A 24,305-nucleotide genomic window follows, 5' to 3' on the forward strand; every position below is an offset into this window, starting at 1 on the left:
GTGATGTTACCGGGAAGGGTTGGGTATGAAGATTTCCGTATTTGGCAGCGGCTACGTAGGCTTGGTCACGGCGGCATGCCTGGCCGATGTGGGCCACCAGGTGCTGTGTGTGGATGTGGATGCCGAGAAGGTAACTCAGCTAATGCGTGGAACCGTACCCATTTACGAGCCGGGGTTGAGCGAGCTGGTGCAGCGCAACCATGAGGCGGGCAGGCTGCGCTTCACCACCGATGCTGAGGTGGCGGTGGCGTTTGGGGTGCTGCAGTTCGTTGCTGTCGGCACCCCGCCGGATGAAGATGGCAGCGCCGATTTGCAGTATGTGCTAGCCGTGGCCAGCACGATTGGCCGCTACATGCACGATGAAAAAGTGGTGGTCACGAAGTCGACCGTACCGGTAGGTACCGCAGGCCGTGTGCACGAAGCGGTTACTCAGGCACTGGCGCAGCGTGGTGCTAGCATACCGTTTGAGGTGTGCTCCAACCCGGAGTTTTTGAAAGAAGGCTCCGCCATTGAGGATTTCAACCACGCGGCGCGTATTGTGGTAGGCACCGACAGCCAGCGGGTGCGGGTGCTCATGCGCGAGTGCTACGCACCCTACATTCGCCTGCAGGAAAAATTGGTGTTCATGAGTATTCGCTCGGCAGAGCTGACCAAATACGCCGCCAATGCCATGCTGGCCACTAAGATTAGCTTTATGAACGAGATCTCCAACCTGGCCGAGCATTTGGGGGCAGATATTGAAGAGGTGCGTAAAGGCATTGGCTCCGACCCGCGCATTGGCTATCACTTTATTTACCCCGGCTGTGGGTACGGGGGCTCGTGCTTTCCCAAGGATGTGAAAGCCCTGGCCGCCACGGCTGAGCAGGTAGGCTATACCCCGGCACTTTTGAACGCGGTGGAAACGGTGAACCAGCGCCAAAAAGAGGGTATGTTCACCAAACTACAAAAGGCCTTTGATGGCGAGTTGGCAGGTAAAACTATTGCTCTGTGGGGGCTGGCGTTCAAACCTAACACCGATGATATGCGTGAAGCCCCCAGCCGAGCCTTGATGGAGGCGCTATGGCGCGTTGGGGCAAAGGTGCAGGCGTTCGACCCCAAAGCCATGGCGGAGTGCCAGCGGTTATACAGCCAGCAGGCAGCGCTCACGTTAGCCGCCAGCCGCGAAGAGGCGCTGCAAGGCGCCGATGCGCTGGTGATCTGCACCGAATGGAAGGAGTTCCGAGCGGTCGATTTTCACTGGCTGAAAAACATCCTGCGCTACCCCATTGTGGTGGATGGGCGTAACCTATATGCGCCAGAGTTGGTCAAGCAGGCAGGCTTGATCTACTACGCCGTAGGGCGGGGCGCTTCCTTGCAAGTAGCGCATTAGCCCCAAGATGGCGCGGGAATATACCCGCTCTACCAAGGGGTAATTCAGCCTTAGATCAGGCTGAGGGGGTGGTAGGGTAGTGCTTTAATTTTGAGCACCGCTGGGAGTCTTGTGAAACCGCATTCCGCCACCATTTCTGCGCTGTACGTGGTCAATGAACTGATCCCCAAATTAAATGCCGTTGAAAAGCGCGTTGCGCTGACTATGGGGGCCATTGCCACAAGCGAGGCCGTGCCTGCAGATATCGAGCGAATGACTCGGTTACAGGCGGAGTTCCAGCTTGAACTCACCATGATCCGCTTGAACCTGGCACATTTGCTAAAGCGCTATCAGACTGTGCTGGATGCAGCGATGCAGAACCCTGCCAATGACCAGCTATTGACCCTGGATGCTTACGAAGCCACGGCCATTGCCACCGCCAAGCAGTTATATGAGCGGGTGCAGCGGCTGCAGAAAGGGGAGTGATACGTGATGACGGCGGACGAGCACGAGCGAGTGATTCTGGCCCTGGAAGCACTGATACATGATACTCGCCAAACGCTGGCAAACGTTGAAAGGCACGGCCTGGAAGAAGCGCAGCCGAAAGATTACCAGGCATTGTTGGATATTCTGGATACCGCCGTCAAGCAGCAGCGGGCCCATACGCTGGCCATGCTGAAGGTAGAAGAAGGCCTCAATTAGCCACCGCGTTCTGGTGCTGCTCTTTCCTTGAAATAAACGCCTCCCCCCTAGACCAAATGTTAGCTTGCAAACCGCCTCCCCTGAACTATGGTCTGTTTTGATAAGCAGTTTGTTGCTTGGCTAACAAAACGAGAACAGGGCGATGGATACCCAAACGTTGGTGTTGGTGGTGGCGATTGGTGCGCTTTGGTTGAGCGTGACTTGCGGGTGTGTGGCGGGGTACATGATGCTGGTACGGCGGGCAAGCGCGGTACCGGTGACGGCAGGGGCGTTGGGTGGTGCGCCGCCACCTGTCGTGGCCCCAGAAGCACCGGCCTTATTGAATGCGGAAAATGCGGCTTGGGAAGTAAAAGTGCTGTTCGAGGAGCCGTCGCCTGCGCTGAACGACCGCTTGAGTGCAGTGCTGAGTTCGGCAGGTGCGGTGTATGAACAGCGCACCAAGACCTTTGCCGTGGCGGGGGATTCTTCTCGCACGCCGATTCTGATCGAAAACGCGCTAGGGTCGGGCCAGTTGCCGCCCTTGACGGAATCCCAAGCCAGTCATCCGCCGGTGAAGGGCGTTAGCCTCAGGATCGCCAAGACCCAGCGCATGCTGGCTCCCAGCAAGCTGCAGTTGGCCAAGCTGGTGTCGCTTTCCAAAAAGCTGGCCAAGCTGGGGGGCACGGCGCTGGATGCCGAGAAGCAACCAATTACGTCCGCTGGGTTCGAGGCGGTGATTCAAGGGCGGGCGAGGGTGTAACGCTTCGTACCGATGCCTGGCCCAGTGGGCTGACAACCACCACGACACACGCCCTACCAGTGGTAGCTGATGGCGACCACTGGTGGGGCGTGTGCGTTGTATGCGTAGGTTGTACGTTTAGAAGTGTGCCCGTAGTCAGGCGAGCTGTGGGCTGGGTTGCAGCAGTTGGCTGGAAAGTAGCGCCCACTGGTCTTCCCAGTACTCGGTGGGCAGCCGTTTGAAGTCGCTGCGCACGTACTGGGCGATGCGCCCTTCGGCTTGCGCGATCAGCAGGTTGGCAGCGGCGGAGGCGGCAATGCTGGGGCGCAGCCCTTCGCGCAGCTCGGCTTCGCGGAGGATTTGTTTCAGCTGGGTTTCCAGGCGTTCGAACAGCTGGTGAACGCGCAGGCGCAGGCGTGCCGTTTCGCCGGTGAGGGCGTCGCCGCCCAGTACCCGGGCCAGGCCGGGGTTCTTTTCGGCAAAGCCCAGCAGTAGTGAGAGTATTGTGCTGCAGCGGGTGGTGGCGTCGGGGATGTCTTCCAGTATCCGGGTGATGCGCGCGAAGATGCTCTCTTCGATGAAGTCGATCAAGCCTTCGAACATGCGCGCCTTGCTGGGGAAGTGGCGGTACAGCGCCGCTTCGGAAACCCCCACCTGGCGGGCCAGGGCGGCGGTGGTGATTCGCTTGCCGCTGTCCTCTTCCAGCATGATGGCCAGGGCCTGCAGTATTTGCTCGCGACGGCGAGGCTTGCGGTCGTCACTCATGACTCTTGCCCTCCGTCACAGTTAGCCTGCGTTGGTGATCAGGGTGCCTACCCCAGCGTTGGTGAAAATTTCCAGCAGCACGGCATGCGGCACCCGGCCATCGATGATGTGGGCGCTGTTGACGCCTCCCTTGACGGCGTCCAGGGCGCAGCGAATCTTCGGCAGCATGCCGCCGTAGATGGTGCCATCGGCAATCAGGGCATCTACCTGGGCCGTGGTCAGGCCGGTCATGACCTGGCCTTCGCTGTTCATCAGGCCCGCCACGTTGGTCAGCAGCATCAGCTTTTCGGCGTTCAGCGCTTCCGCCAGCTTACCGGCCACCAGGTCGGCGTTGATGTTGTAGCTGTTGCCTTGGGCGTCCACGCCGATAGGGGCGATGACCGGAATGAAATCGCGGGCTGCGAGCATCTCGATCAGGTCGGTGGAGATCGCTTCCACTTCCCCCACGTGGCCGATGTCGATGATCTCCGGGGCGGTCATTTCCGGGCTTTGATGCTCCACCTTCAACTGGCGGGCGCGAATCTGGGCGCCATCCTTGCCGGTCAGGCCAATTGCCTTGCCGCCGCTCTGGTTGATCAGGTTGACGATGCTCTTGTTGACCAGGCCGCCCAGCACCATTTCCACCACGTCCATGGTTTGAGAGTCGGTGACCCGCATGCCGTTGACGAAGCGCGATTCGATATTGAGCTTTTCCAGCAGGCTGCCAATTTGCGGGCCGCCGCCGTGCACCACCACGGGATTGATGCCGACTTCTTTCATCAGCACGATGTTACGAGCAAAGGAGTCGATCAGCGTATCTTCGGTCATGGCGTTGCCGCCGTACTTCACGACCACGGTCTTGCCGGAAAACTGCTGAATGTAGGGAAGGGCTTCGGATAGCACCTCCACAACGACCTTGGGGTCGCGGCTAGCTGAACTCATGAGATTGTCCCTTTGCTCTAGTAATATCTGCTTTTAATGTCTGCTTCATCGTAGCGCGGGTGGTGTGCGCTTCGCGGCATGATCATGTGATGGGGGTGTCTGGTATCGTCAACGTAGGTGAAACACCTTGCAGGGCGCGTGCGAAGCGCTCGCGTATCCGTTCCAGGGCCGCGCTGTCTTCCCCCTCGAAGCGCAGCACCAGCGCGGGCGTCGTGTTGGACGCTCGGCACAACCCCCAGCCATCGGGGTAGTCAACGCGAATACCATCCAGCGTGGTTTTGATACCTTCGCCGAAGTCGCCCTCTCTGGCAAGCGTCTCGACCATGGCAAATTTGTCGGCATCCGCCACGGTGATGTTGATTTCGGGCGTGCTCACTGCCTGGGGAAACTGGTCGAAGAACGCATCCGCATCGCCTGGGTAGCGGGCCAGTATTTCCAGTAGCCGGGCGGCGGCATACAGGCCGTCATCGAAACCGTACCAGCGTTCCTTGAAGAAGATGTGACCGCTCATCTCGCCCCCCAGCAAGGCGCCGGTTTCCTTCATGCGCGCCTTGATGAGCGAGTGGCCGGTGCGCCACATCTCCGGCTCGCCGCCTGCCTCGCTCACCACCCGTGCCAGGTGCCCGGTACACTTGATGTCGAACACCACTTTGGCACCTGGGTTGCGGGAGAGCATGTCGGTGGCGAACAGCATCATCAGGTGGTCGGGAAAGATCATTCGCCCGCGCGGCGTGACCACGCCCAGGCGGTCGCCGTCGCCGTCGAAGGCCAGGCCGATGTCTGCGCCTACCTGCTGCACCTTGCGCATCAGGTCCTGCAGGTTCTCCGGTTTGCCGGGGTCGGGGTGGTGGTTGGGGAAGCGGCCATCGATCTCGGCGAACAGCGCCGTGGTGGCCACCCCCAACCGTTCGACCAGCTGAGGGCCAAGCTCGCCCGCCACGCCGTTGCCGCAATCCACCACCGCACTGAGCGGCCTTGCGAGCTGCACATCCTCGAGAATACGAGCCAGATACGTGGCCCGCAGGTCGTGGGCGCGCACACGGCCATGGCCCTCGGTGAAGTCGCCTGACTGAATGCGCTCGTACAGGGCGGTAATCGCGTCGCTGGCCAGGGTTTCTCCGGCCAGCACGATCTTGAAGCCGTTGTAGTCGGGCGGGTTGTGGCTGCCGGTCAGCATCACCCCGGAGCAGCTCTCGGGCAGGGTGTGTGTGGCAAAGTAGAGCACTGGCGTAGGCACCATGCCAAGGTCGATCACATCGCGCCCGGCGGCCTGGAGCCCTTTGATGAGCGCCGCCTGCAGGCGTGGCCCCGAGACTCTGCCGTCCCGTGCGACGATCACGGTGTGTTCACCGCGGGAGGCGGCTTCCGAGCCCACTGCCCGGCCAATCAGCTCGGCGGTGGCTTCACTGAGAGTGTCATCCACGATGCCGCGAATATCGTAGGCGCGAAAAATCGAAGCGGGTACGGTCATGGTCAATCCCTGAAAGAGCGCGCTAGTGAGTGCTTACTGGCGGCCAGTGCTGCCAAAGCCGCCACTGCCACGGGTGGAATCGGTGAAGCTGTCGACGAGGGTCAGTTCGGCCTGCACCACCGGCACCAGCACGTATTGTGCCAAGCGCTCGAACGGCGTGACCGTGAAGCTGGCCTGCCCGCGGTTCCATACCGAGACCATCAATTCGCCCTGGTAGTCGGAGTCGATCAGCCCCACCAGGTTGCCCAGCACGATGCCGTGCTTATGCCCCAGCCCCGAACGCGGCAGGATCATGCCGGCAAGGTTGGGGTCTTCGATGTAGATGGCCAGGCCGGTACGCACCAGTTGGCATTCGCCTGGCGCCAGCGTCAGCGGTTCGTCCAGCAGGGCGCGCAGGTCCATGCCCGCCGAGCCAGCGGTGGCGTAAGAGGGCAGATAGTCGCGCAAGCGCTCGTCCAATACCTTGCACTGTAGGCGAGGGCGGTTCATGAGGAAGCTCCGTGAGAAGTATGAGGCAGCAGGGAGAGCGCCTGCTGCACGATCAGGGTGGCCAGCGCGGTCTTGGGTTGGGGCGGCGCGCTGTGCTGCTGCGTGCCGCCAGGCGTACGCCAGAGCAGCAGGGCGGCGTTGTCGTCGCTGCCAAAGCCCAGCCCTTGCTGGGCCACATCGTTGGCCACGATCATGTCCAGGTCCTTGCGGTCGAGCTTGTGGCGGGCGTAGCGCTCGACCTCCTGGGTTTCGGCGGCAAAGCCGACCACGAAAGGGCGTTGCCCGTTGGGCAAGGCCGCCACGTCGGCAATGATGTCCGGATTTTTCACCAGCGTCAGGGTCAGCGTGTCCTGATCGTCGGTTTTCTTGAGTTTGTGCTCGGCGGCGCTGGCGGCGCGGTAGTCGGCCACGGCGGCACAGCCAATGAACAGCGCGGCCTGGGGGGCCAGCTGTAGCGCGGCCTGGTGCATCTCCCGGGCGGTTTCCACGTTTTGGCGCTCGACCCCGGCTGGAGTGGGCAAGTTGACCGGGCCGCTGATCAGGGTCACGCGAGCCCCTTGCGCCACGGCGGCGGCGGCCAGGGCGAAGCCCATCTTGCCCGAGCTGTGGTTGGACAGGTAGCGCACCGGGTCCAGGGCTTCACGGGTGGGGCCCGCGGTGATCACCACGTGAGGGCGCGTTGCGCCCTGAGCGGGCGGCGCAACCTTGGCTGCTTTGGCGAAGTGCTGTTGAAGGGCTGCGAAGATCTCTTCGGGTTCGCTCATTCGCCCTGGGCCAACGTCGCCACAGGCCTGCTCGCCAGCGGCAGGGCCAATCAGTTGCCAGCCGTCGGTGGCCAGCTGTGCTTGGTTACGCTGTGTGGCAGGATGGCGCCACATGGCCTGGTTCATGGCGGGGGCCATCAGCCGTGGCGCTTCTGAAGCAAGGCACAGGGTGGTCAGCAGGTCGTCGGCCATGCCGTGCGCCAGGCGTGCCATCACATCGGCCGTGGCCGGGGCCACCAGCAGGGCATCGGCCCAGCGGGCCAGTTCGATGTGCCCCATCCCGGCTTCTGCCTCGGGGTCCAGCAGCGAGGTGCGCACGGGCTCGCCAGAGAGAGCCTGCAGCGTCAGGGGGGTGATGAAGGCTTGAGCACCCTCGGTCATCACCACGCGCACCTCACAGCCTGCCTGCTTCAGCAGTCTCACGATCAGCGCGCTCTTATACGCGGCAATTCCGGCGCTGACGCCCAGCAGCACGCGCTTACCTGCGAGCAGGGCGGTCGGCGATGGTTCTGATAGTGGTCGTGGGGACTCGGACGCTTGCGAGAGTGATGCCATGGTCGGCGATTCCGTATGACGGTCGTAAGGAGGCTTACCATACCATTTGGCGGTTTATTTTGGCATGCTCGGTGGACGTGTTATAACGCCAGGTATAGTGAGGAATGGTGAAGGCGAGGGCGTGAGCCACACGCCTGGGGCATAGGCTGGGGGGCATGGATGGGTATCAATCATTGGCCAGAAGGTGAGCGACCCCGTGAAAAACTGCTGACCATGGGGGCGCAGTCGTTATCGGATGCCGAACTGCTGGCGATCTTTCTGCGGGTGGGGGTTCAGGGGCGTTCGGCAGTGGACCTGGCGCGTGACCTGCTGGCGAGCTTTGGCGGGTTGCGACAGCTGCTGGAGGCAGACAGAGAGCAGTTTTGCACCGCTCGTGGGTTGGGCGATGCCAAGTTTGCCCAGCTGCAGGCCACCCTGGAGCTGTCACGACGGCATTTGGCCAGTCAACTGGCGCGCGGCAATGCGTTGACTTCACCTGCTCTTGTGCGCCACTACCTGAGTTCGCAGCTGCGCCACCTGGGGCATGAGGAGTTTGCGGTACTTTTTTTGGATACTCAGCACCGAATCATTCGCTATGAATCCCTGTTTCGCGGTACCCTAGACAGCGCATCCGTTTACCCCCGCGAAGTTGCCAAGCGTGCGTTGGAACTCCACGCTGGCGCTGTCATCCTGGCCCACAATCACCCTTCGGGTGTGGCTGAGCCCAGCGACGCTGATCGACGTATCACCGAACGCTTGAAAGATGCCCTTGCTCTCTTTGACGTGCGAGTGCTGGATCATTTTGTGGTGGGAGACGGAGACGTGGTGTCCTTTGCCGAGCGCGGCTGGCTCTAGCGGGCAGGTCATGCGCACGCACTCCGGCAGTATCGAAAAGGCAGGCTGGTCCGCTCGATGCTGCGGCTGTCGTGACGAAAATTGTCCAAAAACGTGCTTTTTTGGCCTTTTTGGGCGGTTTCGCTTGCCGGTGGTCGGGTGCTCTGGTATAAAGTGCCACCTTTGAACTTGGGTTGAATAACGGATTTGGGTACAGCTAGGCGGTTAACTGCGTCGACTCCCTCCCTGCTCCGGTTTGCCCGACAGTTTTGAACAACTCGCCAAGCGGTTGGAGGCTCTCATGTCCAAAGTATGTCAGGTTACCGGCAAGCGTCCGGTAACTGGTAATAACGTTTCTCACTCCCAGCGCAAGACTCGTCGTCGTTTCTTGCCGAACCTGCACACCCATCGCTTCTGGGTGGAGTCTGAAAACCGCTTCGTCAAGCTGCGCGTTTCCTCTAAAGGCATGCGCATCATCGACAAGAAAGGTATCGACTCGGTTCTGGCCGACATCCGCAAACGCGGCGACGCTATCTAAGCCAGTTTCTGGCTCAGCATTTTTGGGAGAGTTAAACCATGCGCGATAAGATCAAGCTGGTGTCTAGTGCCGGTACTGGCCACTTCTACACCACTGACAAGAACAAGCGGAACACCCCGGATAAGTTCGAATTCAAGAAATACGACCCGGTCGTCCGTAAGCACGTCATCTACAAGGAAGCCAAGATCAAGTAACCTCGGTTACGATGATCGGCTTTCACCGCAGGCGAGCGCCTGTTGAAAAACCCGGCCCCAAGCCGGGTTTTTGCATGTCTAACGTTCGCGTTTCGCGTGTTAGCATCGCTGTCACTGTGCTGTCATCATAGGCTTTCATCATGCCCGAATTGCCTGAAGTGGAAACCACGCGGCGTGGTATCGCGCCTTACCTGGAAGGGCAGGAGATTACCGAAGTGCTGGTACGCCAGCCGCGCCTGCGCGTTCCCGTGCCGGATGATCTGGCCGAGCGGCTGGTCGGGGCTCGCGTGGGTGAGCTTGCCCGGCGCGCCAAATACCTGCAGATCCCGCTGGCCACGCCTACCGGCCACGCCACGCTGCTGTGGCACCTGGGCATGTCGGGTAGCCTGCGGATTGCCCGGCTGGGTGATCTGCCCAAAAAGCATGACCATGTGGATATCGTCACCGCCAGCGGTCATGTATTGCGCTATCACGACCCGCGCCGCTTTGGCTTCGTCGATTGGCAGCACGCCGATGCACAGTGCGATACGCGGCTGGCACACCTGGGCCCGGAACCCCTCGGCGATGCCTTCACGGGCCGGTGGCTCCACGCACTGTCGCGCGGCAAGCGCGTCGCCGTGAAGCCTTTTCTGATGGATAACCGCGTGGTCGTGGGGGCGGGCAACATCTATGCCGCCGAGGCGCTGTTCATGGCGGGCATCGACCCGCGCCGGGCCGCCGGACGCATTTCACTGGCGCGCTACGAAGCGCTGGCCCAGGCGGTCAAGGAAGTATTGGCGGCGGCCATTACCCAAGGTGGCACCACGCTGCGCGATTTCGTCAGCGGCCAGGGGGAGCCGGGCTACTTTGCCCAGCAATTGAATGTCTACGGTCGCCATGGCCAGCCTTGCCTGCGCTGTGGCAGCGAACTCAAGCGCATTACCCTGGGGCAGCGGGCCAGCGTATTCTGCCCCGGTTGCCAGCGCTGAGCGCCGCCCTGGGCGGCTAACTGTTTTGTTTATCTGGAGAATGTTGTGACTCAACGCCTGCGCCTGAATAAAAATGCCGATCGCCGCTTGAAGGCTGGCCATCTGTGGATCTACTCCAACGAAGTCGATATCAAGGAAACGCCGCTGAAGACCTTCGAGGCGGGCGAGCCTGCCTTGATAGAGGCCTCCAACGGCAAGACCCTGGGCGTGGCCTACGTGAACCCGCACTCGTTGATCTGTGCGCGGATCATGTCCCGCGACCCGGAAATGCGCCTGGATCGCTCGCTGTTCGTGCACCGTTTCAATCAGGCGCTGGCGCTGCGCCAGCGCCTGTTCGATCAGCCCTTCTATCGTCTGATTCATGGCGAGGGCGACCTGCTGCCAGGACTGATCATCGACCGCTTTGGCGATGTGCTGGTCGTGCAGCTCAATACCGCCGGCATGCAGGCGCTGGCCGACGAGATCGTCGATGCGCTGGAAAAGGTCATCAAGCCTGAGGTCATCGTATTCCGTAACGACACCGGGGGCCGCCGCCAGGAAGGCTTGGAAGCCCACGTGGAAGTGGTCAAGGGCACCCTGCCCGACGAAGTGCTGCTGGTGGAAAATGGCGTGACCTTTGCGGTGCCGGTACTCAACGGCCAGAAGACCGGCTGGTTCTTCGACCACCGCGTCAACCGGGCCTGGTTGAACAGTCAGGTCGCCGGAAAGCGCGTGCTGGACGTCTTCAGCTATGTGGGTGGCTGGGGCGTTCAGGCTGCCGCCAGCGGTGCCTCCGAAGTGCTGTGTGTGGATGCCTCCGGCGTTGCCCTGGAGCAAGTGGCGCGCAATGCCGAGCTGAACGGCGTGCAGGAGCAGGTGGCCGTGGGTGAAGGCGACGCCTTCGAAGCGCTGGCCGCATTGAAAGCCGATGGCGAGCAGTTCGACGTGGTGATTCTCGACCCGCCTGCGTTCATCAAGAAGCGCAAGGATATCCCCAACGGTGAGCGCGCCTATGCACGACTCAACCGCGAGGCAATGCGCCTGCTGGGTCGCGATGGCCTGCTGCTGTCGGCGTCCTGCTCCATGCATCTGGCCCACGAGCGGCTGGTGGATGTGGTGCGCGGTGCCGTGCGCCATCAGGACCGCCATGGCCAGGTGATTTTCCAGGGCCATCAAGGGCCGGATCACCCCGTGCACCCGGCGATTCCCGAAACTGCTTATTTGAAAGCGCTGGGCGTGCGGGTCTTCCGCGACTGAGCATCGTCCGCTGTCGAGCGCCGTCGTCATAGGAAAGGAGGTGGCCACATGGAGTGGGCATTGCCAGAGCCGTTCGTACTCACGCTGCAGGTCGCGCCGGAAGCCATCGACGCTTACCGGCACGTCAATAACAGCGAGTACCTGCGCTGGGTAGAGCAGATAAGCTGGGCCCACTCCGAGGCGTTGGGTCTGTCGCTGGAGCGCTATCTGACGCTGGACCGGGCGATGGTAGTCCACCGCCACGAGCTGGACTACCTCGCCCCTGCTTTTCAGGACGACACGCTCTGCCTGGCCACCTGGATCGTCGACTGCGACGGCCGCTTCAGCCTGACGCGCCGCTTTCAACTGATACGGCCAGCAGACGGCAAGACGCTGCTGAAGGCGCGCACGCGATTTGCCTGTGTCGCGCTTTCCAGCGGTCGCCCCAAACGTTTGCCGGAGGAGTACCAGCGCATTTATGGCGCTGCGGTGGTGACGGAATAAACAGCCGTGTTTTGATAGTGTTGACTATCGAATGCCGCATGCCTTTTTAATACCTGCCAATAGCTGGTTGTAACTTTGTGAGTGATTCCCCTCCAGTGCTATCGCTAAGCCTAACGCACGAGAGCCGGATAGCTTTTGGTACTTTGGAGCAATGCGCTTCAACTCTTGGGCTGCGTTATTCAGACGGTCAGGGGTGCGGTATTTGGCTTTCGTTTGCTGCTTTGCCAAGCTGGCAGGCCCAAGGGCTTGTGCAACCGCCTTGAGGTCTCCAAGATAAAAGCTTTCAAGCTCATGGCAGGCAATGCGAACGATGGCATCAGGGTGGCCTGCCTCGCTGCATAGCGTCATTAGACGCTGCTTGATTTGCAGGCAGTCACCTGAGTCCTGATCACGCATGACCAGGAAGCATGACTCTGGGTTTTGCCATGCTCGTAAACGTATCGGCAGGCGTTTTTCTAAATCCTGCTTCCCTTCAAAAACAATATAGCGAGTTTCGATGCCTGGTAAGAGGCGAGGTATTATCCCTTGCAACATTGCCTTGGCTGAGGGCTCTTCCAAAAAGAAAACTAGTTCCATTATTCTGGTCCTGCCCCTTCAAAAAAACCTTCTTTCCAAAGATAACCCATCTGATCCCCTTCCTCGATAAAGGCAACAAGCTGTCGACTGTCCTTGGCTCGACATATGTTTGTATAGCCTTTCTCTTTCACGAGCCAGTAGACTTCCTCCACCTGTACGGCATTAAGGAAATCAGGAGAGTGACTCGATACAAAAACTTGTCCTCCTCTCTCAGCGTAAGCACGAAATTCTTCTGCCAATTCCCACAGTAAGGTAGGATAAAGCTGGTTTTCCGGTTCTTCGATACAAAGCAAGGGGTGTGGCTCAGGATCGTAGAGTAGTACTAGATAAGCAAACATTTTAATGGTGCCGTCAGATACATACCGGTCGATAAATGGATCGATGAATGAGTCGTCTTGAAAGTTTAGAATCAGCCGTCCATCTTGCGTCTGGATGGGTTCTATTTTATTAATGCCTGGAACCCGATGTTTCATCGCTTCGACCATTTGGTCAAAAATGCCAGGGTGATTTTCATAAATATTTCTTGCTACTAACTGCAAGTTATCACCTGATATAGAGAGGTGCTCGAATTCTCCAATGGCTTCTTTGCTACCACGAGCCAAATTGATATGAAAATCTGAAACATGCCAGTTTTCTATTAGTTGACGAAATGCATTGGCTGCTTTAAATCGTTCGAATTGTCCTAAGCCTTTAATCGCCAATGCATCTTTGCCAACATTTTGCTGCTCCCTTTGAAGTTCTTCATCTTGCTTGTCGAAATCTTCTTCATTCGTGATGGCGTAGCCCACGCCGCCTGAAAAATCCAGGAAGTGATAAGGTGAACCATAGCGACCACGTTTGTAACGAAGCACTTCACGTCTCACTGTCACCTGTCGATTTTCCATTCCTATTTCGATCAAGTATGAGATCAATCGTTCGACGCCAGCAATATCCATACGAAACTTTATTTCCAGCTCAATGGATTCATTACTGTCTACACCACGGCTAAGTACTTCTTTAAACCCGCCACGGACCTGCAGTGCTTGCTTAACATTGAAGGTTAAGCAATCCTTGAGGAAACCAAAAACATCAAATAGGGTTGATTTTCCTGAGCCGTTAGCACCGACGACAACACAGAAGCGTGGCAAGCCTTCCATCCTTGCGTGGCGAAAACTCTTGAAATTTTTAATTCGAATCGTTTCGATATGCATTGTTCGTCTCCGTCAACACCCAGTCCATTTGGCTCGCCGGGATGACCGGTATCGAGTGAGACTGTGGCTATCATCCTAACATCAGGAAAAACACTGTGCAGCACGGCTGGATAGCACTACAACAGCCACTCGCGCTGAAGAGGCGAATCCTGATAAGCAATGCCAACAGCCAGTACCTTCAGACCGCTCAATCAGCACCCTCGTGAATAAGGCGGGGTTAGGGGCAGAGGTGACGATTCTCGATACCTCGGTGGCCCGGCTGGAAGCGTTGGATGCGCGCTACCAGGGGCGTATCAAAACCGTCTACTCCACCGCCGATGCGCTGGACCATGCGGCACGCACTGCCGACATGATCGTGGGCGCGGTGCTGATCCCCGGCGCGGCAGCTCCCAAATTGATCACCCGTACCATGCTGGCCGAAATGAAACCCGGCAGTGTGCTGGTGGACGTGGCCATCGACCAGGGCGGCTGTTTCGAAACCAGCAAGCCCACGACCCACGCCGAGCCCACCTATCTCGTGGATGGCATCGTGCACTACTGTGTGGCCAACATACCCGGCGCCGTGGCACGCACGTCTACCCTGGGGCTTACCAACGCGACGCTGCCGTTCGTGCTGGCGCTTGCCGACAAGGGGTGGCGCCAGGCGGTGGGTCCATTAGTAGTGGGGCGGGATGTCGTCTTCGGGGCGAAAGCCGCCCTGTGAGTCGCTGGCTTGCAGCGCCTGATGCTGTTCGCGGAGCCGTTCACGCATCAGGGCGCTCAGCTGTTCCAGCTTTTCGAGGCGGCGCTCCTGCTGGGCGACGGCCTGATCCAGGGTGTCCAGCCAATGTTCCTGATAAGCCAGCCGACTTTCCAACGATTCAATACGTTGAGTGAGCTCGGCAGGCGTTGAGTCGTTTGTCATGATAACATCGTCACCGTATGTAGTATGCTCGGTACTGTTAGGAAAGGGCCTGGTAGGCCGAGTATTGTCTTGCTTCTGTTACCCATACAACAAGAGAGCTTTTATCATCCATGAACCCAAAAGTTGTTTTTCGCTGTTTCTTTATCAGTATCTTACTGGCCGCCCCCACGCCGCTTCTTCTGGCGGGGATTGTTCATTTAACCAATGCACCGCTGGCTGAGCAGTGGTTGGCCGAGGCTGCTTTCAGTGTGTATGCCGCTGTGGCACTTGGCTGTTTTGCAGTGTTGTTCGTCGGTACGCTGGCGGCTGCGGCTCTGGCACCACCCATGGTGGTAAAGGCCGATGTGGCCAGGGTCAAACCTGCCCCGCGTCAGCCCCAGGCAGCACCCGTGGTGGACGATGAGGAAGAGGATATCATCGACCCCAACGATGGACGTGAAGAGGGCGAGGTCAAGTGGTTCAACACCAACAAGGGCTACGGCTTCATCACCCGGGACAATGGCGAAGATGTCTTCGTGCATTTTCGGGCGATACGCGGTCGTGGCCCACGCATGCTGGCCGAAGGTCAGATCGTGCGTTACCACGTGATCAAGAACGACCGTGGCCTTCAGGCCGATGATGTCAGCATTATCGATTGACGCTCCGGCGCGGTTGCTGACAGGAAAACCCCCGCCTTGTGCGGGGGTTTTTACGTTTAGCGACCGGAGTCTGGCCATTCGATGGCTTTTTCCTGGCCGCCGGGCAGCACTTGCCAGAAGCGGTCCGGGTCATCGCCAGGGTGCCAGCCGCCCAGCGAACAGCGGACTTCCACGTTGAGCGCTTCGGCCGCGTGCTGCGCGCACTCCTGGTCGGTGTGCCAGGGGGTGTGGGCGCTGTCGAACCACAGGCTGGCAAAGCCGTCGGCGGCGTTGTCCACCAGCAGCACCGGGACGCTTTCCCCCTGATGCTGGCCACGGGTTTTCCACTTGCCCTTGCCCGCCGGGCCCAGCGGTGGGGCGTCGAGGGTTTCGCTGAGCCAGGCGTTGAGATCGTCCAGCGACACGCGGGCCAGGTACACTTCGATATCCGGAAACCGCTCCATCATACGCATACCTCGTCAGTAGTGAGCAGCGCCTGTAGGGTGGCTTCGTAGATGCGGCTGAGCGCATCGAGGTCGCTGGCCAGCACGCGCTCGTTCACCTTGTGAATGGTGTCGTTAAGCGGGCCCAGCTCCACCACCTGTGCCCCCAGGGTGGCAATGAAGCGGCCATCGGAGGTGCCGCCGCTGGTCGACAGCTGCGGGCGCTCACCGGTGACGGCTTCCACGCCGCGAATGGCCGCATCGACCAGTTCACCTTCGGCGGTCAGGAAGGGCTCGCCGTTCAGGGTCCAGTCCACATGGTACTCGAGGCCATGGCGATCCAGAATCGCTTCGGTGCGGGCTTTCAGTGTTTCGTGGGTCACTTCCGTGGAGTAGCGGAAGTTGAACACCACTTCGATGTCGCCAGGGATCACGTTGGTCGCCCCGGTACCCGCGCGCACGTTGGAAATCTGGAAGCTGGTGGCGGGAAAGAAGTCGTTGCCCGCATCCCAATGCTCGCGTGCCAGGGCATCGAGCGCAGGCAGCGCCTGGTGAATGGGGTTGCGTGCCAGGTGGGGGTAGGCCACGTGCCCCTGCACCCCTTTGACATGCAGTACGCCGCCCAGCGAGCCGCGTCGGCCGTTCTTGATCACATCCCCCAGCCGCGCCGTGGAAGAGGGCTCGCCGACGATGCAGTAGTCCAGCCGTTCGTTGCGCTCGCGCAGGTGCTCCACCACGGCCCGGGTGCCGTCCACGGCGGGGCCTTCCTCATCGGAGGTGATCAGGAAGGCGATACGGCCGTCGTGGTCGGGGTAACGGGCCACGAAGCGCTCCACGGCGGTCAGCATGGCGGCCAGGCTGCCTTTCATGTCGGCTGCACCGCGCCCGCAGAGCATGCCCTGCTCGTCGATACATGGCTCGAAGGGCGGAAACTCCCAGCTGGTATGCGGCCCACTGGGGACCACGTCGGTATGCCCAGCGAAGGCCAGTACCGGGCCATGATGGCCGCGCACGGCCCAGAAGTTTTTCACATCGCCGAATGGCAGCTGCTCGACATGGAAACCGAGCGCCGTGAGGCGCTCGATCATCAGCTCCTGGCAGCCCTCGTCGTCCGGGGTCACCGACGCACGACCCAGCAGGTCAAAGGCCAGGGTGAGCGTCGGTGACAGGGCGGCAGACTCAGTTGTGGGCATGCAGCGCCTCGTTCAGCGCAATGGCACTCTTGTTGGTGAGGCACTCGATGCGGCCATTTTGCGAGTTGCGGCGCAGCAGCAGGTCGTCCTGGCCAGCCAGCTCACGGGCGGCCACGGTGTTGACTTCCTGACCCTGGTCGTCGAGGACGGTCACCTTGGCGCCAGCGGTGATGTACAGGCCTGCTTCCACGGTGCAGCGGTCGCCCAGCGGAATGCCGATACCGGCGTTGGCGCCGATCAGGCAGCCTTCACCCACCTTGATGATGATGTTGCCACCACCGGAGAGGGTGCCCATGGTGGAGCAGCCGCCGCCCAGGTCGGAGCCTTTGCCGACCATGACACCCGCTGAAATGCGGCCTTCGATCATGCCCGGGCCTTCGGTGCCCGCGTTGAAGTTGACGAAGCCTTCGTGCATGACCGTGGTGCCTTCGCCCAGATAGGCGCCCAGGCGTACGCGGGCGGTGTCGCCAATGCGGATGCCGGTGGGCACGACGTAGTCGGTCATCTTGGGGAACTTGTCGACGCAGTCGACGGACAGCGCGCGGCCTGCCAGGCGTGCCTTGAGGCGGCGAGCCGGCAGCTCTTCGATGTCGATGGCGCCTTCGTTGGTCCAGGCGATGTTGCGCAGCAGGCCGAACATGCCGGTCAGGTCCAGGCCGTGAGGCTTCACCAGACGGTGGGACAGCAGGTGCAGCTTGAGGTAGACCTCCGGCACGGTTTGCGGCGCCTGGTCGGTGTCCAGGAACATCGCTACCAGTGGGCGCTGGCTAGTGGCGAAAGACTCGGCCAGCGCTGCCTGCTCGGAATGACCCGCGGCTTCCAGTGCTTTGGCCAGGCGGGTGCAGTCTTCCGGCAGGAAGCTGACAGGGCTGTTCTCGGCAGCGGCGCCCAGCGCTTCCCTGGCGGCGGCCACCAGGCGCTCGTCGGGGTTCAGCAGCGGGGCCGGGTAGTAGATTTCCAGCCAGTCACCCTGGGTGTTTTGGGTACCAATTCCAAGCGCAAAGCTCAGCATAACGGGGCTTCCTTCAAGGTTGTGTGTCTAATGTGTGTCTAATGTGTGTCTAAGAGGGGGCGTTCAGCCGCTCAGTTTGTCGTAATCGCCGTCGCGGTAGCCGACCAGGATGGTGCTGTTGTCGACTTCGAGTAGCGGACGCTTGAGCAGCGTGGGTTGTTCCAGCAGTAGCCGACGGGCCGACGTGGCGTCCAGCTGATCCTTTTCCTCCTGGGGCAGGTTGCGCCAGGTGGTGCTGCGTTTATTGATGGCTTCCAGCAGCGGCACCCGTTCGAGAATATGCTCCAGCAGACTGGCCGACAGGCCATCCTTGCGCAGGTCATGGGTCTTGAAGGGAATACCGCTCGCCTCCAGCGCCTTGCGGGCTTTGCGGCAGGTGTCGCAGGTGTTGATGATATATAGCGTCAGCATGGAAAAGCCTCCTTGTCGTGGGGTGTCGCGGCGTTAGCTGTGCTCGATCAGCTGGCGCAGTCGCTTGGCTGCTTCCAGGGTCGGTTCGAGCTCTGCCACCAAGGCTAAGCGTAGGCGACCTGCGCCTGGATTATGCCCCTCCTTGCCTGGGCGGCCCATCAGGCTGCCAGGCAGCACGCTGACATGCTGTTCGCTGAACAGCCGCTGGGTAAAGGCGATATCGTCGCCCCCCGGCACGGCGGGCCACAGGTAGAAGCTGGCTTCGGGCGTCGGGAACGACATGACCGGCGCAAGAACCTCGGTGACGGCGCTGAATTTCTCGCGGTAGGCGTCACGGTTGGCGCGCACGTGGGTTTCGTCCTGCCAGGCAGCGATGGAGGCGTGCTGCAGGGGCAGTGACATCGCGCAGCCGTGGTAGGTGCGGTAGCGCTTGAACGGGGTGAGGAGGTCGGCGTCGCCCGCCACGAACCCCGAGCGCAGCCCTGGTAGGTTGGAGCGTTTGGAGAGCGAATGAAACACCACGCAGCGGCGGTAGTCATCGCGGCCCAGCTCGGCGCAAGCCTGCAGCAGCCCGGGCGGCGGAGTGGCTTCGTCCAGGTAGAGCTCGGAGTAGCACTCGTCGGAGGCGATGATGAAGTCGTGCTCGTCGGCCAGGGCAATGAGCTGCTTGAACTCGGCCAGCGGGGTCACCGCGCCGGTGGGATTGCCCGGAGAGCAGAGGAAGACGATCTGCACGTCGCGCCAGGTGTCGGCGCTGACGGCTGCGAAATTGGGGCGAAAGCCGTTGTCGGCGGTGCAGTCCAGGTAAAGTGGTTCGCCGCCTGCCAGCAGCGTGGCGCCTTCGTAGATCTGATAAAACGGGTTGGGTACCGCTACCCTGGCGGGGCGGGTGCGGTCCAGCGCCGCCTGCACAAAGGCGAAGATGGCTTCACGGGTGCCGTTCACCGGCAACACCTGATGTTCGGCGTTCAGCCCCGCCAGGCCAAAGCGCTGGGTGGCCCAGGCGGCAATGGTCTCGCGCAGGGCGGGCAGGCCGTTGGTGGCTGGGTAGCGCGCCATCTCCAACTGGTGGGCAATGAGTGCGTCCAGTGCGCCCTGGTAAGGAGCATGCTGGGGCTCGCCAATGGTCAGCGGAATATGCGCAAGCCCCGCCGGAGGCGTGAGCGTCGCCTTGAGGGCGGCCAGCTTTTCAAACGGATAGGGGTGCAGGGCATTCAGGTCTGAGTTCATGGCGAGTCCGTACCGTTTATCGAACCGCCGATTATAGGCAACCCCTGGGGCAGGCTCAAACCCAACGACCAGGGGCTGCTCGGCCAGGCACTTGAGCTAGACGCTCAACACGTCGATCAGCCGCTCACGAAGCTGCTGTTGACGGGCGGGGTCGGTGAGCGGCTCACCGGCCTTGGTGGTGATGAAAAAGACGTCCTCGACGCGCTCGCCAAGGGTGGCGATCTTGGCCGCCGACAGGGCGATATCCTGCTCCATGAAGATGCGCCCCACCCGGGCCAGCAGGCCGGGGCGGTCAGGGGCGGTCAGCTCCAGCAGCGTGCGCTCATTGGCCGGGTCTTGTTCGATGACGACCTCCGTGGGCACCTTGAAGTGCTTCAGCTGGCGCGGGGTGTGCCGGGTGACGATCTCGGGGTAGTCGTCCGGGTCGTCCAGCTCTTCCACCAGGTGGCTGCGCATCTCTTCGATGCGCTGCGGGTCACGGATCGGCTGGCTATGGCTATCCAGCACGATGAAGGTATTCAGCGTCCAGTCGTTATGAGACGTGGCGATCCGCGCATCGTGGATGGACAGCCCCAACTGCTCCATGGCGGCGGCCGTGGCGGCAAACAGATCATCCACGGAGCGGGTGTGGATGAATACCTTGGTGCCGCCTTCGGCCATGTCGGCGGTGGGGGCACTGATCAGCACCAGCGGCAGGGGGGAGGGCTGATGGGCCAGAATGCCCTGGGTCTGCCAAACGATCTCGCTGGGGGCGTACTGCAGGAAGTAGTCTTCCCCCAGGGACTCCCATAGCTGATCGATTTGCTCGCTGTCCACCCCAACGGTCTGCAGCAGTGAGCGGGCCTCGGTGCGTGTTTCTCTCACCCAGTCGTCTCTGTCCGGCGGGTTTTTCAGCCCTCGGCGCAGGGCGCGCTTGGTCTCTGCATGCAGCTGGCGCAGCAGCGAGGCCCGCCAGCCGTTCCACAGTGTGGGGTTGGTGGCATTGATGTCGGCCACGGTGAGCACGTAGAGGTAGTCCAGGCGGGTTTCGTCGCGCACGATCAGCGCAAAGTCGCGGATTACATCCGGGTCGCTGATGTCGCGCTTTTGGGCGGTCATCGACATCAGCAGGTGATGCTCGACCAGCCAACTGACCAGGTTCGTATCGTGCTGCGAGACGTGATGACGACGGCAGAACTGCTCGACGTCACGGGCGCCGATTTCCGAGTGGTCTCCGCCGCGCCCTTTGCCGATGTCGTGGAACAGCCCAGCGATCCACAGCAGGTCCAGCTTGGGCAGCTGATGGATCAGGTTGGCGGCCACCGGGAAGTCGTCTTTTGCCTCGGGCTTGCGGAAGCCGTGCAGGAATTTCAGCAGGCGCAGGGTGTGGGCGTCCACGGTGTAGATATGGAACAGATCGTGCTGCATCAGCCCCACTGCTCGGCCGAACTCCGGCAGGTACTTGCCCAGAATGCCGTAACGGTTCATGCGCCGGAGCTGACGAGGCACGTTGCCCGGCGCCCGCATGAGCGCCATGAAGAGCCGCTGGTGGCGCGGGTCTTCCCGGTAGTGGTCATCAATCTGATGGCGATGGTCACGGATCAGACGAATGGTGTCGGCGCGCACGCCTTCGATTTCCGGGTGCTTGGCCATCAGCAGAAACAGCTCCAGCATGGCCGCCGGGCGTTCACGAAACAGGTTGCGCGAGCGGGCCTGAATGTAGCCCCCTTTGATCTCGAAACGGTCGTTGAGCTTGACGGTTTCCAGCGACTCTGTGCCGCGCAGGATCACTTCATCGAAGTGCTGCAGGAGCATGTCGTTGAGGCCTGCCAGCGCCGTCACATGGCGGTAGTAGCGCTTCATGAACTGTTCGACGGCCAGCCGCTCGGGTGTGTCCTTGAAGCCGAACATCTCGGCGATGGTGCGCTGGTGGTCGAACAGCAGGCGGTCTTCGGCGCGCCCGGTGAGCATGTGCAGAGCGTAGCGAACCTGCCACAGGAACGACTGCCCCTGGCTGAGGATGCGCAGCTCGGCGTCGTTCATGAACCCGTTGGCGACGATGTCGGTATACTGCTCGGTGCCGAAGTGCCGCTTGGCGACCCAGCCGATCATCTGAATGTCTCGCAGGCCACCGGGCGAGCTTTTCAGGTTGGGCTCCAGGTGGTACTCGGAGTTGTTGTAGCGGTAGTGGCGGGAAATCTGCTCTTGCCACTTGGCCTCGAAAAAGCGGTCGGCGGGCCATACGTGGGGCGCGCTCAGGCGCTCACGCATCTGTTCACGCAGGCGCTCGGGACCTGCGATCAAGCGCGACTCCAGCAGGTTGGTGATGACCGTCACATCGGCTTCGGATTCCCGCTCGCAGTCGTTGAGCGAGCGCACGCTATGGCCGATCTCCAGGCCAATGTCCCACAGGAAGGTTACGAAGGCGCTCAGCGGCTCCCGGTAGGGGGTGTCGTCATCGTGTTCGAGCAGCAGCAGCAGGTCGATGTCCGAGTGGGGGTGCAGTTCCCCGCGCCCGTAGCCGCCCACCGCCACCAGCGCAATGCCGTCGTCGGGCCAGGCGTGGCGCTGCCAGGCAATTGCCAGCAGCTGGTCGAGATACCACGCGCGGCCGCGTACCAGATCACGTATGTCCGCACCCGCGCGAAACTGTTCGTCAAGGCGCGCCTGAATCTCCTTGAGCGCCGCCTTGAACGGGGCGATGGGTGAGCGCGCCCCGGACAGTTCGGTGCGAAACAGGTCCAGGTCGAAAAGCGACGTGTCCGGCTCGAACCGGTAGTGGTGTAGTAGCATCAGGCGTTCAAAAAGCCGAGGTCTTCGTTGCTGCGTGCGGTGAGCACTTCCACGCCGGTCTCGGTGACCAGTAGCGTGTGCTCCCACTGCGCCGACAGGCTGCGGTCCTTGGTCACCGCGGTCCAGCCGTCGCGCAACACTTTGGTCTTGTAGCCGCCCACGTTGATCATCGGCTCGATGGTGAAGCACATGCCCACATCGAGGCGAATGTCGGCATCCGGGGCGTAGCCATCGTAGTGCAGGAACTGAGGGTCTTCGTGGAACTCAGCGCCGATGCCGTGACCGCAGAAGTCGCGCACCACCGAGTAGCCGTTGGCTTCGGCGTGCTGCTGGATCACGCGGGCCAGCTCGGAAAGACGCACGCCGGGCTTGACCAGGGCGATGCTCTTGTACAGGCACTCCTGGGTGATACGGCACAGCCGCTCGCCCTGGATGGTCTCGCCGATCACGAACATCACGCTGGAGTCGCCGTGGTAACCGTCGGGGGTGCGCACGGTAATGTCCAGGTTCATGATATCGCCGTTTTTCAGCTTCTTGGCGTCATCCGGGATGCCGTGACACACCACGTGGTTGATCGAGGTGCAGGTGGCCTTGGGGAAACCGTGATAGTTCAGCGGCGCCGGGGTCGAGCCCAGTTCGTTGACGATGTACTCGTGGCACAGGCGGTCGATCTCGCCGGTGCTGATGCCTGCCTGGATGTGCGGCGTGATCATTTCGATGACGCTGGCGGCCTGGCGTCCGGCTTCGCGCATTTTCTCGATTTCAGAAGGCGTCTTGATGGGAACGTTCATGAATTCTCGATGTGGCTTCAGAGTAGGGGATGAGCGGTCATTTCGGCAGCTATAACGCAGCGGCGACTTCATCTTGGCAATGATCTATGGTATAAAGCCGCGCGCTTTCCTGCAATCGCCATCCGCAGCTTCTTTTGCTGGCGCAGGCGACAGGCAAGAGCAACAAGAGCGCAACCCGGCATGGCTGGGTTGCAAGATAGCAAGCCTTGAAAACACACATGCACCGGCACATGGTCCCGGGTGCCTTTAGCAACGCCTGGCGGTGCTACTGGTCGGATCCATGGGGTGCGTGGAGGCCTAACCCGAGTTTCAGGAGTTTTACCATGTCTCACGTCAATATGCGTGACCTGCTGAAGGCAGGCGCTCACTTCGGTCACCAGACCAAGTACTGGAATCCGAAGATGGGCAAATACATCTTCGGCGCGCGCAACAAGATTCACATCATCAACCTTGAGCACACTCTGCCGGCGCTGAACGAAGCGATCGACGTGATCGAGAAGATGGCGTCTTCCAACAACAAGATCCTGTTTGTTGGTACCAAGCGCAGCGCGAGCAAGATTATCAAGGAAGAAGCCAACCGTGTTGGCCAGCCGTTCGTCAACCATCGCTGGTTGGGCGGCATGCTGACCAACTTCAAGACCATTCGTCAGTCCATCAAGCGTCTGCGTGACTTGGAAGTCATGCGCGAAGACGGCACGTTCGAAAAGCTGACCAAGAAAGAAGTCTTGATGGCCACGCGTGAGCAAGAGAAGCTTGAGCGTTCTATCGGTGGTATCAAGAACATGGGCGGCCTGCCGGACGCACTGTTCGTGATCGACGTTGACCACGAGCGCATCGCGATCAACGAAGCCAACAAGCTGGGTATCCCGGTCATTGGCGTGGTAGATACCAACTCTAACCCGGATGGCGTTGATTACGTGATCCCGGGTAACGATGACTCCATCCGCGCGATCCAGATCTACGTGAAGGCGATTGCCGACGCGTGCGCCCGTGCGAAAGAAGGCCGTCCCGAAGAGTTTGTCGAAGTGACGGAAGAAGCCGCTTCTGCCGACGCTGACGCTGCTGCCGAGTAACGCTGGCAGTGGGTGCGGCGGGCAGTTGAGCCGCATCGTCAAGAGGGGGCCTTATGCCCCCTTTTTCCCGCTTTGGGTGCTCCCAGGCGGGCCGATCACGCCGAGCACCAGGTGCCGGCAAGCGCTCT

Annotated in this window: 27 protein-coding genes and 1 pseudogene; 13 read left to right on the plus strand and 15 right to left on the minus strand. The window is 60.9% G+C overall.

The genetic code is table 11. The annotated features are described in order from the left end of the window. The first annotated feature begins 25 nt into the window (after window positions 1-25). The 4 genes from B7L72_RS14065 to B7L72_RS14080 all read left to right on the plus strand — a co-directional run bounded on the left by B7L72_RS14065 (window position 26) and on the right by B7L72_RS14080 (window position 2,789). Window positions 26-1,369, plus strand: a complete 1,344-nt coding sequence (locus B7L72_RS14065) for a UDP-glucose dehydrogenase family protein (RefSeq protein WP_016915075.1) — start codon at window positions 26-28, stop codon at window positions 1,367-1,369. A gap of 111 nt (window positions 1,370-1,480) precedes the next feature. Next, the gene (locus B7L72_RS14070; protein ID WP_016915074.1) at window positions 1,481-1,834 is read left to right on the plus strand and encodes a hypothetical protein; all 354 of its coding nucleotides are present in this window, start codon (window positions 1,481-1,483) and stop codon (window positions 1,832-1,834) included. Window positions 1,835-1,840: 6 nt separating this feature from the next. Then, entirely contained in the window at window positions 1,841-2,050 is a 210-nt protein-coding gene (locus B7L72_RS14075) for a hypothetical protein (protein ID WP_016915073.1), read from the plus strand. Window positions 2,051-2,192: 142 nt separating this feature from the next. After that, window positions 2,193-2,789 (plus strand): hypothetical protein, encoded by a 597-nt coding sequence (locus tag B7L72_RS14080; protein ID WP_016915072.1) that lies wholly within the window; start codon window positions 2,193-2,195, stop codon window positions 2,787-2,789. A 135-nt stretch (window positions 2,790-2,924) separates the two neighbouring features. On the opposite strand, the gene slmA is transcribed toward B7L72_RS14080, so the two are convergent. The 5 genes from slmA to coaBC all read right to left on the minus strand — a co-directional run bounded on the left by slmA (window position 2,925) and on the right by coaBC (window position 7,733). After that, window positions 2,925-3,533, minus strand: a complete 609-nt coding sequence (slmA, locus tag B7L72_RS14085) for a nucleoid occlusion factor SlmA (protein WP_016915071.1) — start codon at window positions 3,531-3,533, stop codon at window positions 2,925-2,927. Between the two features lie 21 nt (window positions 3,534-3,554). Beyond that, entirely contained in the window at window positions 3,555-4,454 is a 900-nt protein-coding gene (argB, locus tag B7L72_RS14090) for an acetylglutamate kinase (RefSeq protein WP_039175214.1), read from the minus strand. 82 nt (window positions 4,455-4,536) lie between these two features. Next, window positions 4,537-5,925, minus strand: coding sequence for a phosphomannomutase/phosphoglucomutase (locus B7L72_RS14095; RefSeq protein ID WP_081195099.1), 1,389 nt, complete (start codon window positions 5,923-5,925; stop codon window positions 4,537-4,539). 33 nt (window positions 5,926-5,958) lie between these two features. Further along, window positions 5,959-6,414, minus strand: coding sequence for a dUTP diphosphatase (gene dut / locus B7L72_RS14100; protein ID WP_081136753.1), 456 nt, complete (start codon window positions 6,412-6,414; stop codon window positions 5,959-5,961). Then, entirely contained in the window at window positions 6,411-7,733 is a 1,323-nt protein-coding gene (gene coaBC, locus B7L72_RS14105) for a bifunctional phosphopantothenoylcysteine decarboxylase/phosphopantothenate--cysteine ligase CoaBC (RefSeq protein WP_081195101.1), read from the minus strand. Before coaBC ends, dut begins: the two co-directional genes overlap by 4 nt. Before the next feature lie 159 nt (window positions 7,734-7,892). Between coaBC and radC the strand changes: the two genes are divergently transcribed. The 6 genes from radC to B7L72_RS14135 all read left to right on the plus strand — a co-directional run bounded on the left by radC (window position 7,893) and on the right by B7L72_RS14135 (window position 11,965). Beyond that, complete coding sequence (gene radC / locus B7L72_RS14110; RefSeq protein WP_016915066.1) at window positions 7,893-8,567, plus strand: RadC family protein; 675 nt, start codon at window positions 7,893-7,895, stop codon at window positions 8,565-8,567. A gap of 280 nt (window positions 8,568-8,847) precedes the next feature. Further along, a complete protein-coding gene (gene rpmB / locus B7L72_RS14115; RefSeq protein WP_016915065.1) occupies window positions 8,848-9,084 on the plus strand; it encodes a 50S ribosomal protein L28 in 237 nt (78 codons plus the stop codon). A gap of 38 nt (window positions 9,085-9,122) precedes the next feature. Next, window positions 9,123-9,278: a 50S ribosomal protein L33 gene (gene rpmG / locus B7L72_RS14120; protein WP_009098622.1), complete on the plus strand. Its 156-nt coding sequence runs from the start codon at window positions 9,123-9,125 to the stop codon at window positions 9,276-9,278. Window positions 9,279-9,418: 140 nt separating this feature from the next. Beyond that, window positions 9,419-10,246, plus strand: coding sequence for a bifunctional DNA-formamidopyrimidine glycosylase/DNA-(apurinic or apyrimidinic site) lyase (mutM, locus tag B7L72_RS14125; protein WP_016915064.1), 828 nt, complete (start codon window positions 9,419-9,421; stop codon window positions 10,244-10,246). Between the two features lie 45 nt (window positions 10,247-10,291). Beyond that, a complete protein-coding gene (locus tag B7L72_RS14130) occupies window positions 10,292-11,482 on the plus strand; it encodes a class I SAM-dependent rRNA methyltransferase (RefSeq protein ID WP_016915063.1) in 1,191 nt (396 codons plus the stop codon). A 48-nt stretch (window positions 11,483-11,530) separates the two neighbouring features. Further along, window positions 11,531-11,965 carry an acyl-CoA thioesterase gene (locus tag B7L72_RS14135; protein WP_081195103.1) on the plus strand — a complete coding sequence of 145 codons (435 nt, stop codon included), beginning with the start codon at window positions 11,531-11,533 and terminating at the stop codon, window positions 11,963-11,965. Between the two features lie 24 nt (window positions 11,966-11,989). Here B7L72_RS14135 and B7L72_RS14140 read toward each other — a convergent pair whose 3' ends face one another. Next, window positions 11,990-12,541 (minus strand): DUF4276 family protein, encoded by a 552-nt coding sequence (locus B7L72_RS14140; RefSeq protein WP_016915061.1) that lies wholly within the window; start codon window positions 12,539-12,541, stop codon window positions 11,990-11,992. Then, window positions 12,541-13,731: an AAA family ATPase gene (locus tag B7L72_RS14145; RefSeq protein ID WP_016915060.1), complete on the minus strand. Its 1,191-nt coding sequence runs from the start codon at window positions 13,729-13,731 to the stop codon at window positions 12,541-12,543. Before B7L72_RS14145 ends, B7L72_RS14140 begins: the two co-directional genes overlap by 1 nt. A gap of 214 nt (window positions 13,732-13,945) precedes the next feature. Here B7L72_RS14145 and B7L72_RS14150 point away from each other — a divergent pair. Next, a pseudogene (locus tag B7L72_RS14150) lies at window positions 13,946-14,380 on the plus strand (alanine dehydrogenase); the annotation flags it as partial. Between the two features lie 6 nt (window positions 14,381-14,386). Here B7L72_RS14150 and B7L72_RS14155 read toward each other — a convergent pair. Beyond that, complete coding sequence (locus B7L72_RS14155) at window positions 14,387-14,635, minus strand: SlyX family protein (protein ID WP_081195105.1); 249 nt, start codon at window positions 14,633-14,635, stop codon at window positions 14,387-14,389. 110 nt (window positions 14,636-14,745) lie between these two features. On the opposite strand from B7L72_RS14155, the gene B7L72_RS19035 reads away from it, so the two are divergent. Continuing rightward, entirely contained in the window at window positions 14,746-15,273 is a 528-nt protein-coding gene (locus B7L72_RS19035) for a cold-shock protein (RefSeq protein ID WP_081195107.1), read from the plus strand. A 56-nt stretch (window positions 15,274-15,329) separates the two neighbouring features. Here B7L72_RS19035 and B7L72_RS14165 read toward each other — a convergent pair whose 3' ends face one another. The 7 genes from B7L72_RS14165 to map form a co-directional block, all read right to left on the minus strand. Then, a complete protein-coding gene (locus tag B7L72_RS14165) occupies window positions 15,330-15,719 on the minus strand; it encodes a hypothetical protein (RefSeq protein ID WP_039175225.1) in 390 nt (129 codons plus the stop codon). After that, complete coding sequence (gene dapE / locus B7L72_RS14170; RefSeq protein ID WP_081136743.1) at window positions 15,716-16,888, minus strand: succinyl-diaminopimelate desuccinylase; 1,173 nt, start codon at window positions 16,886-16,888, stop codon at window positions 15,716-15,718. Before dapE ends, B7L72_RS14165 begins: the two co-directional genes overlap by 4 nt. Then, window positions 16,875-17,900, minus strand: a complete 1,026-nt coding sequence (dapD, locus tag B7L72_RS14175) for a 2,3,4,5-tetrahydropyridine-2,6-dicarboxylate N-succinyltransferase (protein WP_081136741.1) — start codon at window positions 17,898-17,900, stop codon at window positions 16,875-16,877. The genes dapE and dapD overlap by 14 nt, the downstream gene beginning before the upstream one ends. A gap of 63 nt (window positions 17,901-17,963) precedes the next feature. Then, complete coding sequence (locus B7L72_RS14180; RefSeq protein ID WP_081195109.1) at window positions 17,964-18,311, minus strand: Spx/MgsR family RNA polymerase-binding regulatory protein; 348 nt, start codon at window positions 18,309-18,311, stop codon at window positions 17,964-17,966. 33 nt (window positions 18,312-18,344) lie between these two features. Then, entirely contained in the window at window positions 18,345-19,541 is a 1,197-nt protein-coding gene (gene dapC / locus B7L72_RS14185; protein ID WP_081195111.1) for a succinyldiaminopimelate transaminase, read from the minus strand. Between the two features lie 96 nt (window positions 19,542-19,637). Beyond that, window positions 19,638-22,313, minus strand: a complete 2,676-nt coding sequence (locus B7L72_RS14190; protein ID WP_081195113.1) for a [protein-PII] uridylyltransferase — start codon at window positions 22,311-22,313, stop codon at window positions 19,638-19,640. Continuing rightward, window positions 22,313-23,104, minus strand: a complete 792-nt coding sequence (map, locus tag B7L72_RS14195; RefSeq protein ID WP_081195115.1) for a type I methionyl aminopeptidase — start codon at window positions 23,102-23,104, stop codon at window positions 22,313-22,315. The genes B7L72_RS14190 and map overlap by 1 nt, the downstream gene beginning before the upstream one ends. A gap of 323 nt (window positions 23,105-23,427) precedes the next feature. Here map and rpsB point away from each other — a divergent pair, with 323 nt between their 5' ends. Continuing rightward, entirely contained in the window at window positions 23,428-24,177 is a 750-nt protein-coding gene (gene rpsB, locus B7L72_RS14200) for a 30S ribosomal protein S2 (RefSeq protein WP_081195117.1), read from the plus strand. Window positions 24,178-24,305: the final 128 nt, after the last annotated feature.

The organism is Halomonas sp. BC1 (genome assembly GCF_002078135.1).
In the GTDB taxonomy this organism is placed as follows: Bacteria; Pseudomonadota; Gammaproteobacteria; order Pseudomonadales; family Halomonadaceae; genus Vreelandella; species Vreelandella stevensii.

What these genes read in the sequence shown, in the direction of transcription:
- map (WP_081195115.1), bottom strand. Translation starts at nt 23,104, where the DNA reads ATGAACGTTCCCATCAAGACGCCTTCTGAAATCGAGAAAATGCGCGAA.
- B7L72_RS19035 (WP_081195107.1), top strand. Translation starts at nt 14,746, where the DNA reads ATGAACCCAAAAGTTGTTTTTCGCTGTTTCTTTATCAGTATCTTACTG.
- dut (WP_081136753.1), bottom strand. Translation starts at nt 6,414, where the DNA reads ATGAACCGCCCTCGCCTACAGTGCAAGGTATTGGACGAGCGCTTGCGC.
- slmA (WP_016915071.1), bottom strand. Translation starts at nt 3,533, where the DNA reads ATGAGTGACGACCGCAAGCCTCGCCGTCGCGAGCAAATACTGCAGGCC.
- argB (WP_039175214.1), bottom strand. Translation starts at nt 4,454, where the DNA reads ATGAGTTCAGCTAGCCGCGACCCCAAGGTCGTTGTGGAGGTGCTATCC.
- dapD (WP_081136741.1), bottom strand. Translation starts at nt 17,900, where the DNA reads ATGCTGAGCTTTGCGCTTGGAATTGGTACCCAAAACACCCAGGGTGAC.
- B7L72_RS14165 (WP_039175225.1), bottom strand. Translation starts at nt 15,719, where the DNA reads ATGATGGAGCGGTTTCCGGATATCGAAGTGTACCTGGCCCGCGTGTCG.
- B7L72_RS14065 (WP_016915075.1), top strand. Translation starts at nt 26, where the DNA reads ATGAAGATTTCCGTATTTGGCAGCGGCTACGTAGGCTTGGTCACGGCG.
- dapC (WP_081195111.1), bottom strand. Translation starts at nt 19,541, where the DNA reads ATGAACTCAGACCTGAATGCCCTGCACCCCTATCCGTTTGAAAAGCTG.
- B7L72_RS14080 (WP_016915072.1), top strand. Translation starts at nt 2,193, where the DNA reads ATGGATACCCAAACGTTGGTGTTGGTGGTGGCGATTGGTGCGCTTTGG.
- rpmG (WP_009098622.1), top strand. Translation starts at nt 9,123, where the DNA reads ATGCGCGATAAGATCAAGCTGGTGTCTAGTGCCGGTACTGGCCACTTC.
- B7L72_RS14180 (WP_081195109.1), bottom strand. Translation starts at nt 18,311, where the DNA reads ATGCTGACGCTATATATCATCAACACCTGCGACACCTGCCGCAAAGCC.
- B7L72_RS14145 (WP_016915060.1), bottom strand. Translation starts at nt 13,731, where the DNA reads ATGCATATCGAAACGATTCGAATTAAAAATTTCAAGAGTTTTCGCCAC.
- coaBC (WP_081195101.1), bottom strand. Translation starts at nt 7,733, where the DNA reads ATGGCATCACTCTCGCAAGCGTCCGAGTCCCCACGACCACTATCAGAA.
- B7L72_RS14155 (WP_081195105.1), bottom strand. Translation starts at nt 14,635, where the DNA reads ATGACAAACGACTCAACGCCTGCCGAGCTCACTCAACGTATTGAATCG.
- rpsB (WP_081195117.1), top strand. Translation starts at nt 23,428, where the DNA reads ATGTCTCACGTCAATATGCGTGACCTGCTGAAGGCAGGCGCTCACTTC.
- B7L72_RS14135 (WP_081195103.1), top strand. Translation starts at nt 11,531, where the DNA reads ATGGAGTGGGCATTGCCAGAGCCGTTCGTACTCACGCTGCAGGTCGCG.
- B7L72_RS14140 (WP_016915061.1), bottom strand. Translation starts at nt 12,541, where the DNA reads ATGGAACTAGTTTTCTTTTTGGAAGAGCCCTCAGCCAAGGCAATGTTG.
- rpmB (WP_016915065.1), top strand. Translation starts at nt 8,848, where the DNA reads ATGTCCAAAGTATGTCAGGTTACCGGCAAGCGTCCGGTAACTGGTAAT.
- mutM (WP_016915064.1), top strand. Translation starts at nt 9,419, where the DNA reads ATGCCCGAATTGCCTGAAGTGGAAACCACGCGGCGTGGTATCGCGCCT.
- dapE (WP_081136743.1), bottom strand. Translation starts at nt 16,888, where the DNA reads ATGCCCACAACTGAGTCTGCCGCCCTGTCACCGACGCTCACCCTGGCC.
- B7L72_RS14190 (WP_081195113.1), bottom strand. Translation starts at nt 22,313, where the DNA reads ATGCTACTACACCACTACCGGTTCGAGCCGGACACGTCGCTTTTCGAC.
- B7L72_RS14075 (WP_016915073.1), top strand. Translation starts at nt 1,841, where the DNA reads ATGACGGCGGACGAGCACGAGCGAGTGATTCTGGCCCTGGAAGCACTG.
- radC (WP_016915066.1), top strand. Translation starts at nt 7,893, where the DNA reads ATGGGTATCAATCATTGGCCAGAAGGTGAGCGACCCCGTGAAAAACTG.
- B7L72_RS14095 (WP_081195099.1), bottom strand. Translation starts at nt 5,925, where the DNA reads ATGACCGTACCCGCTTCGATTTTTCGCGCCTACGATATTCGCGGCATC.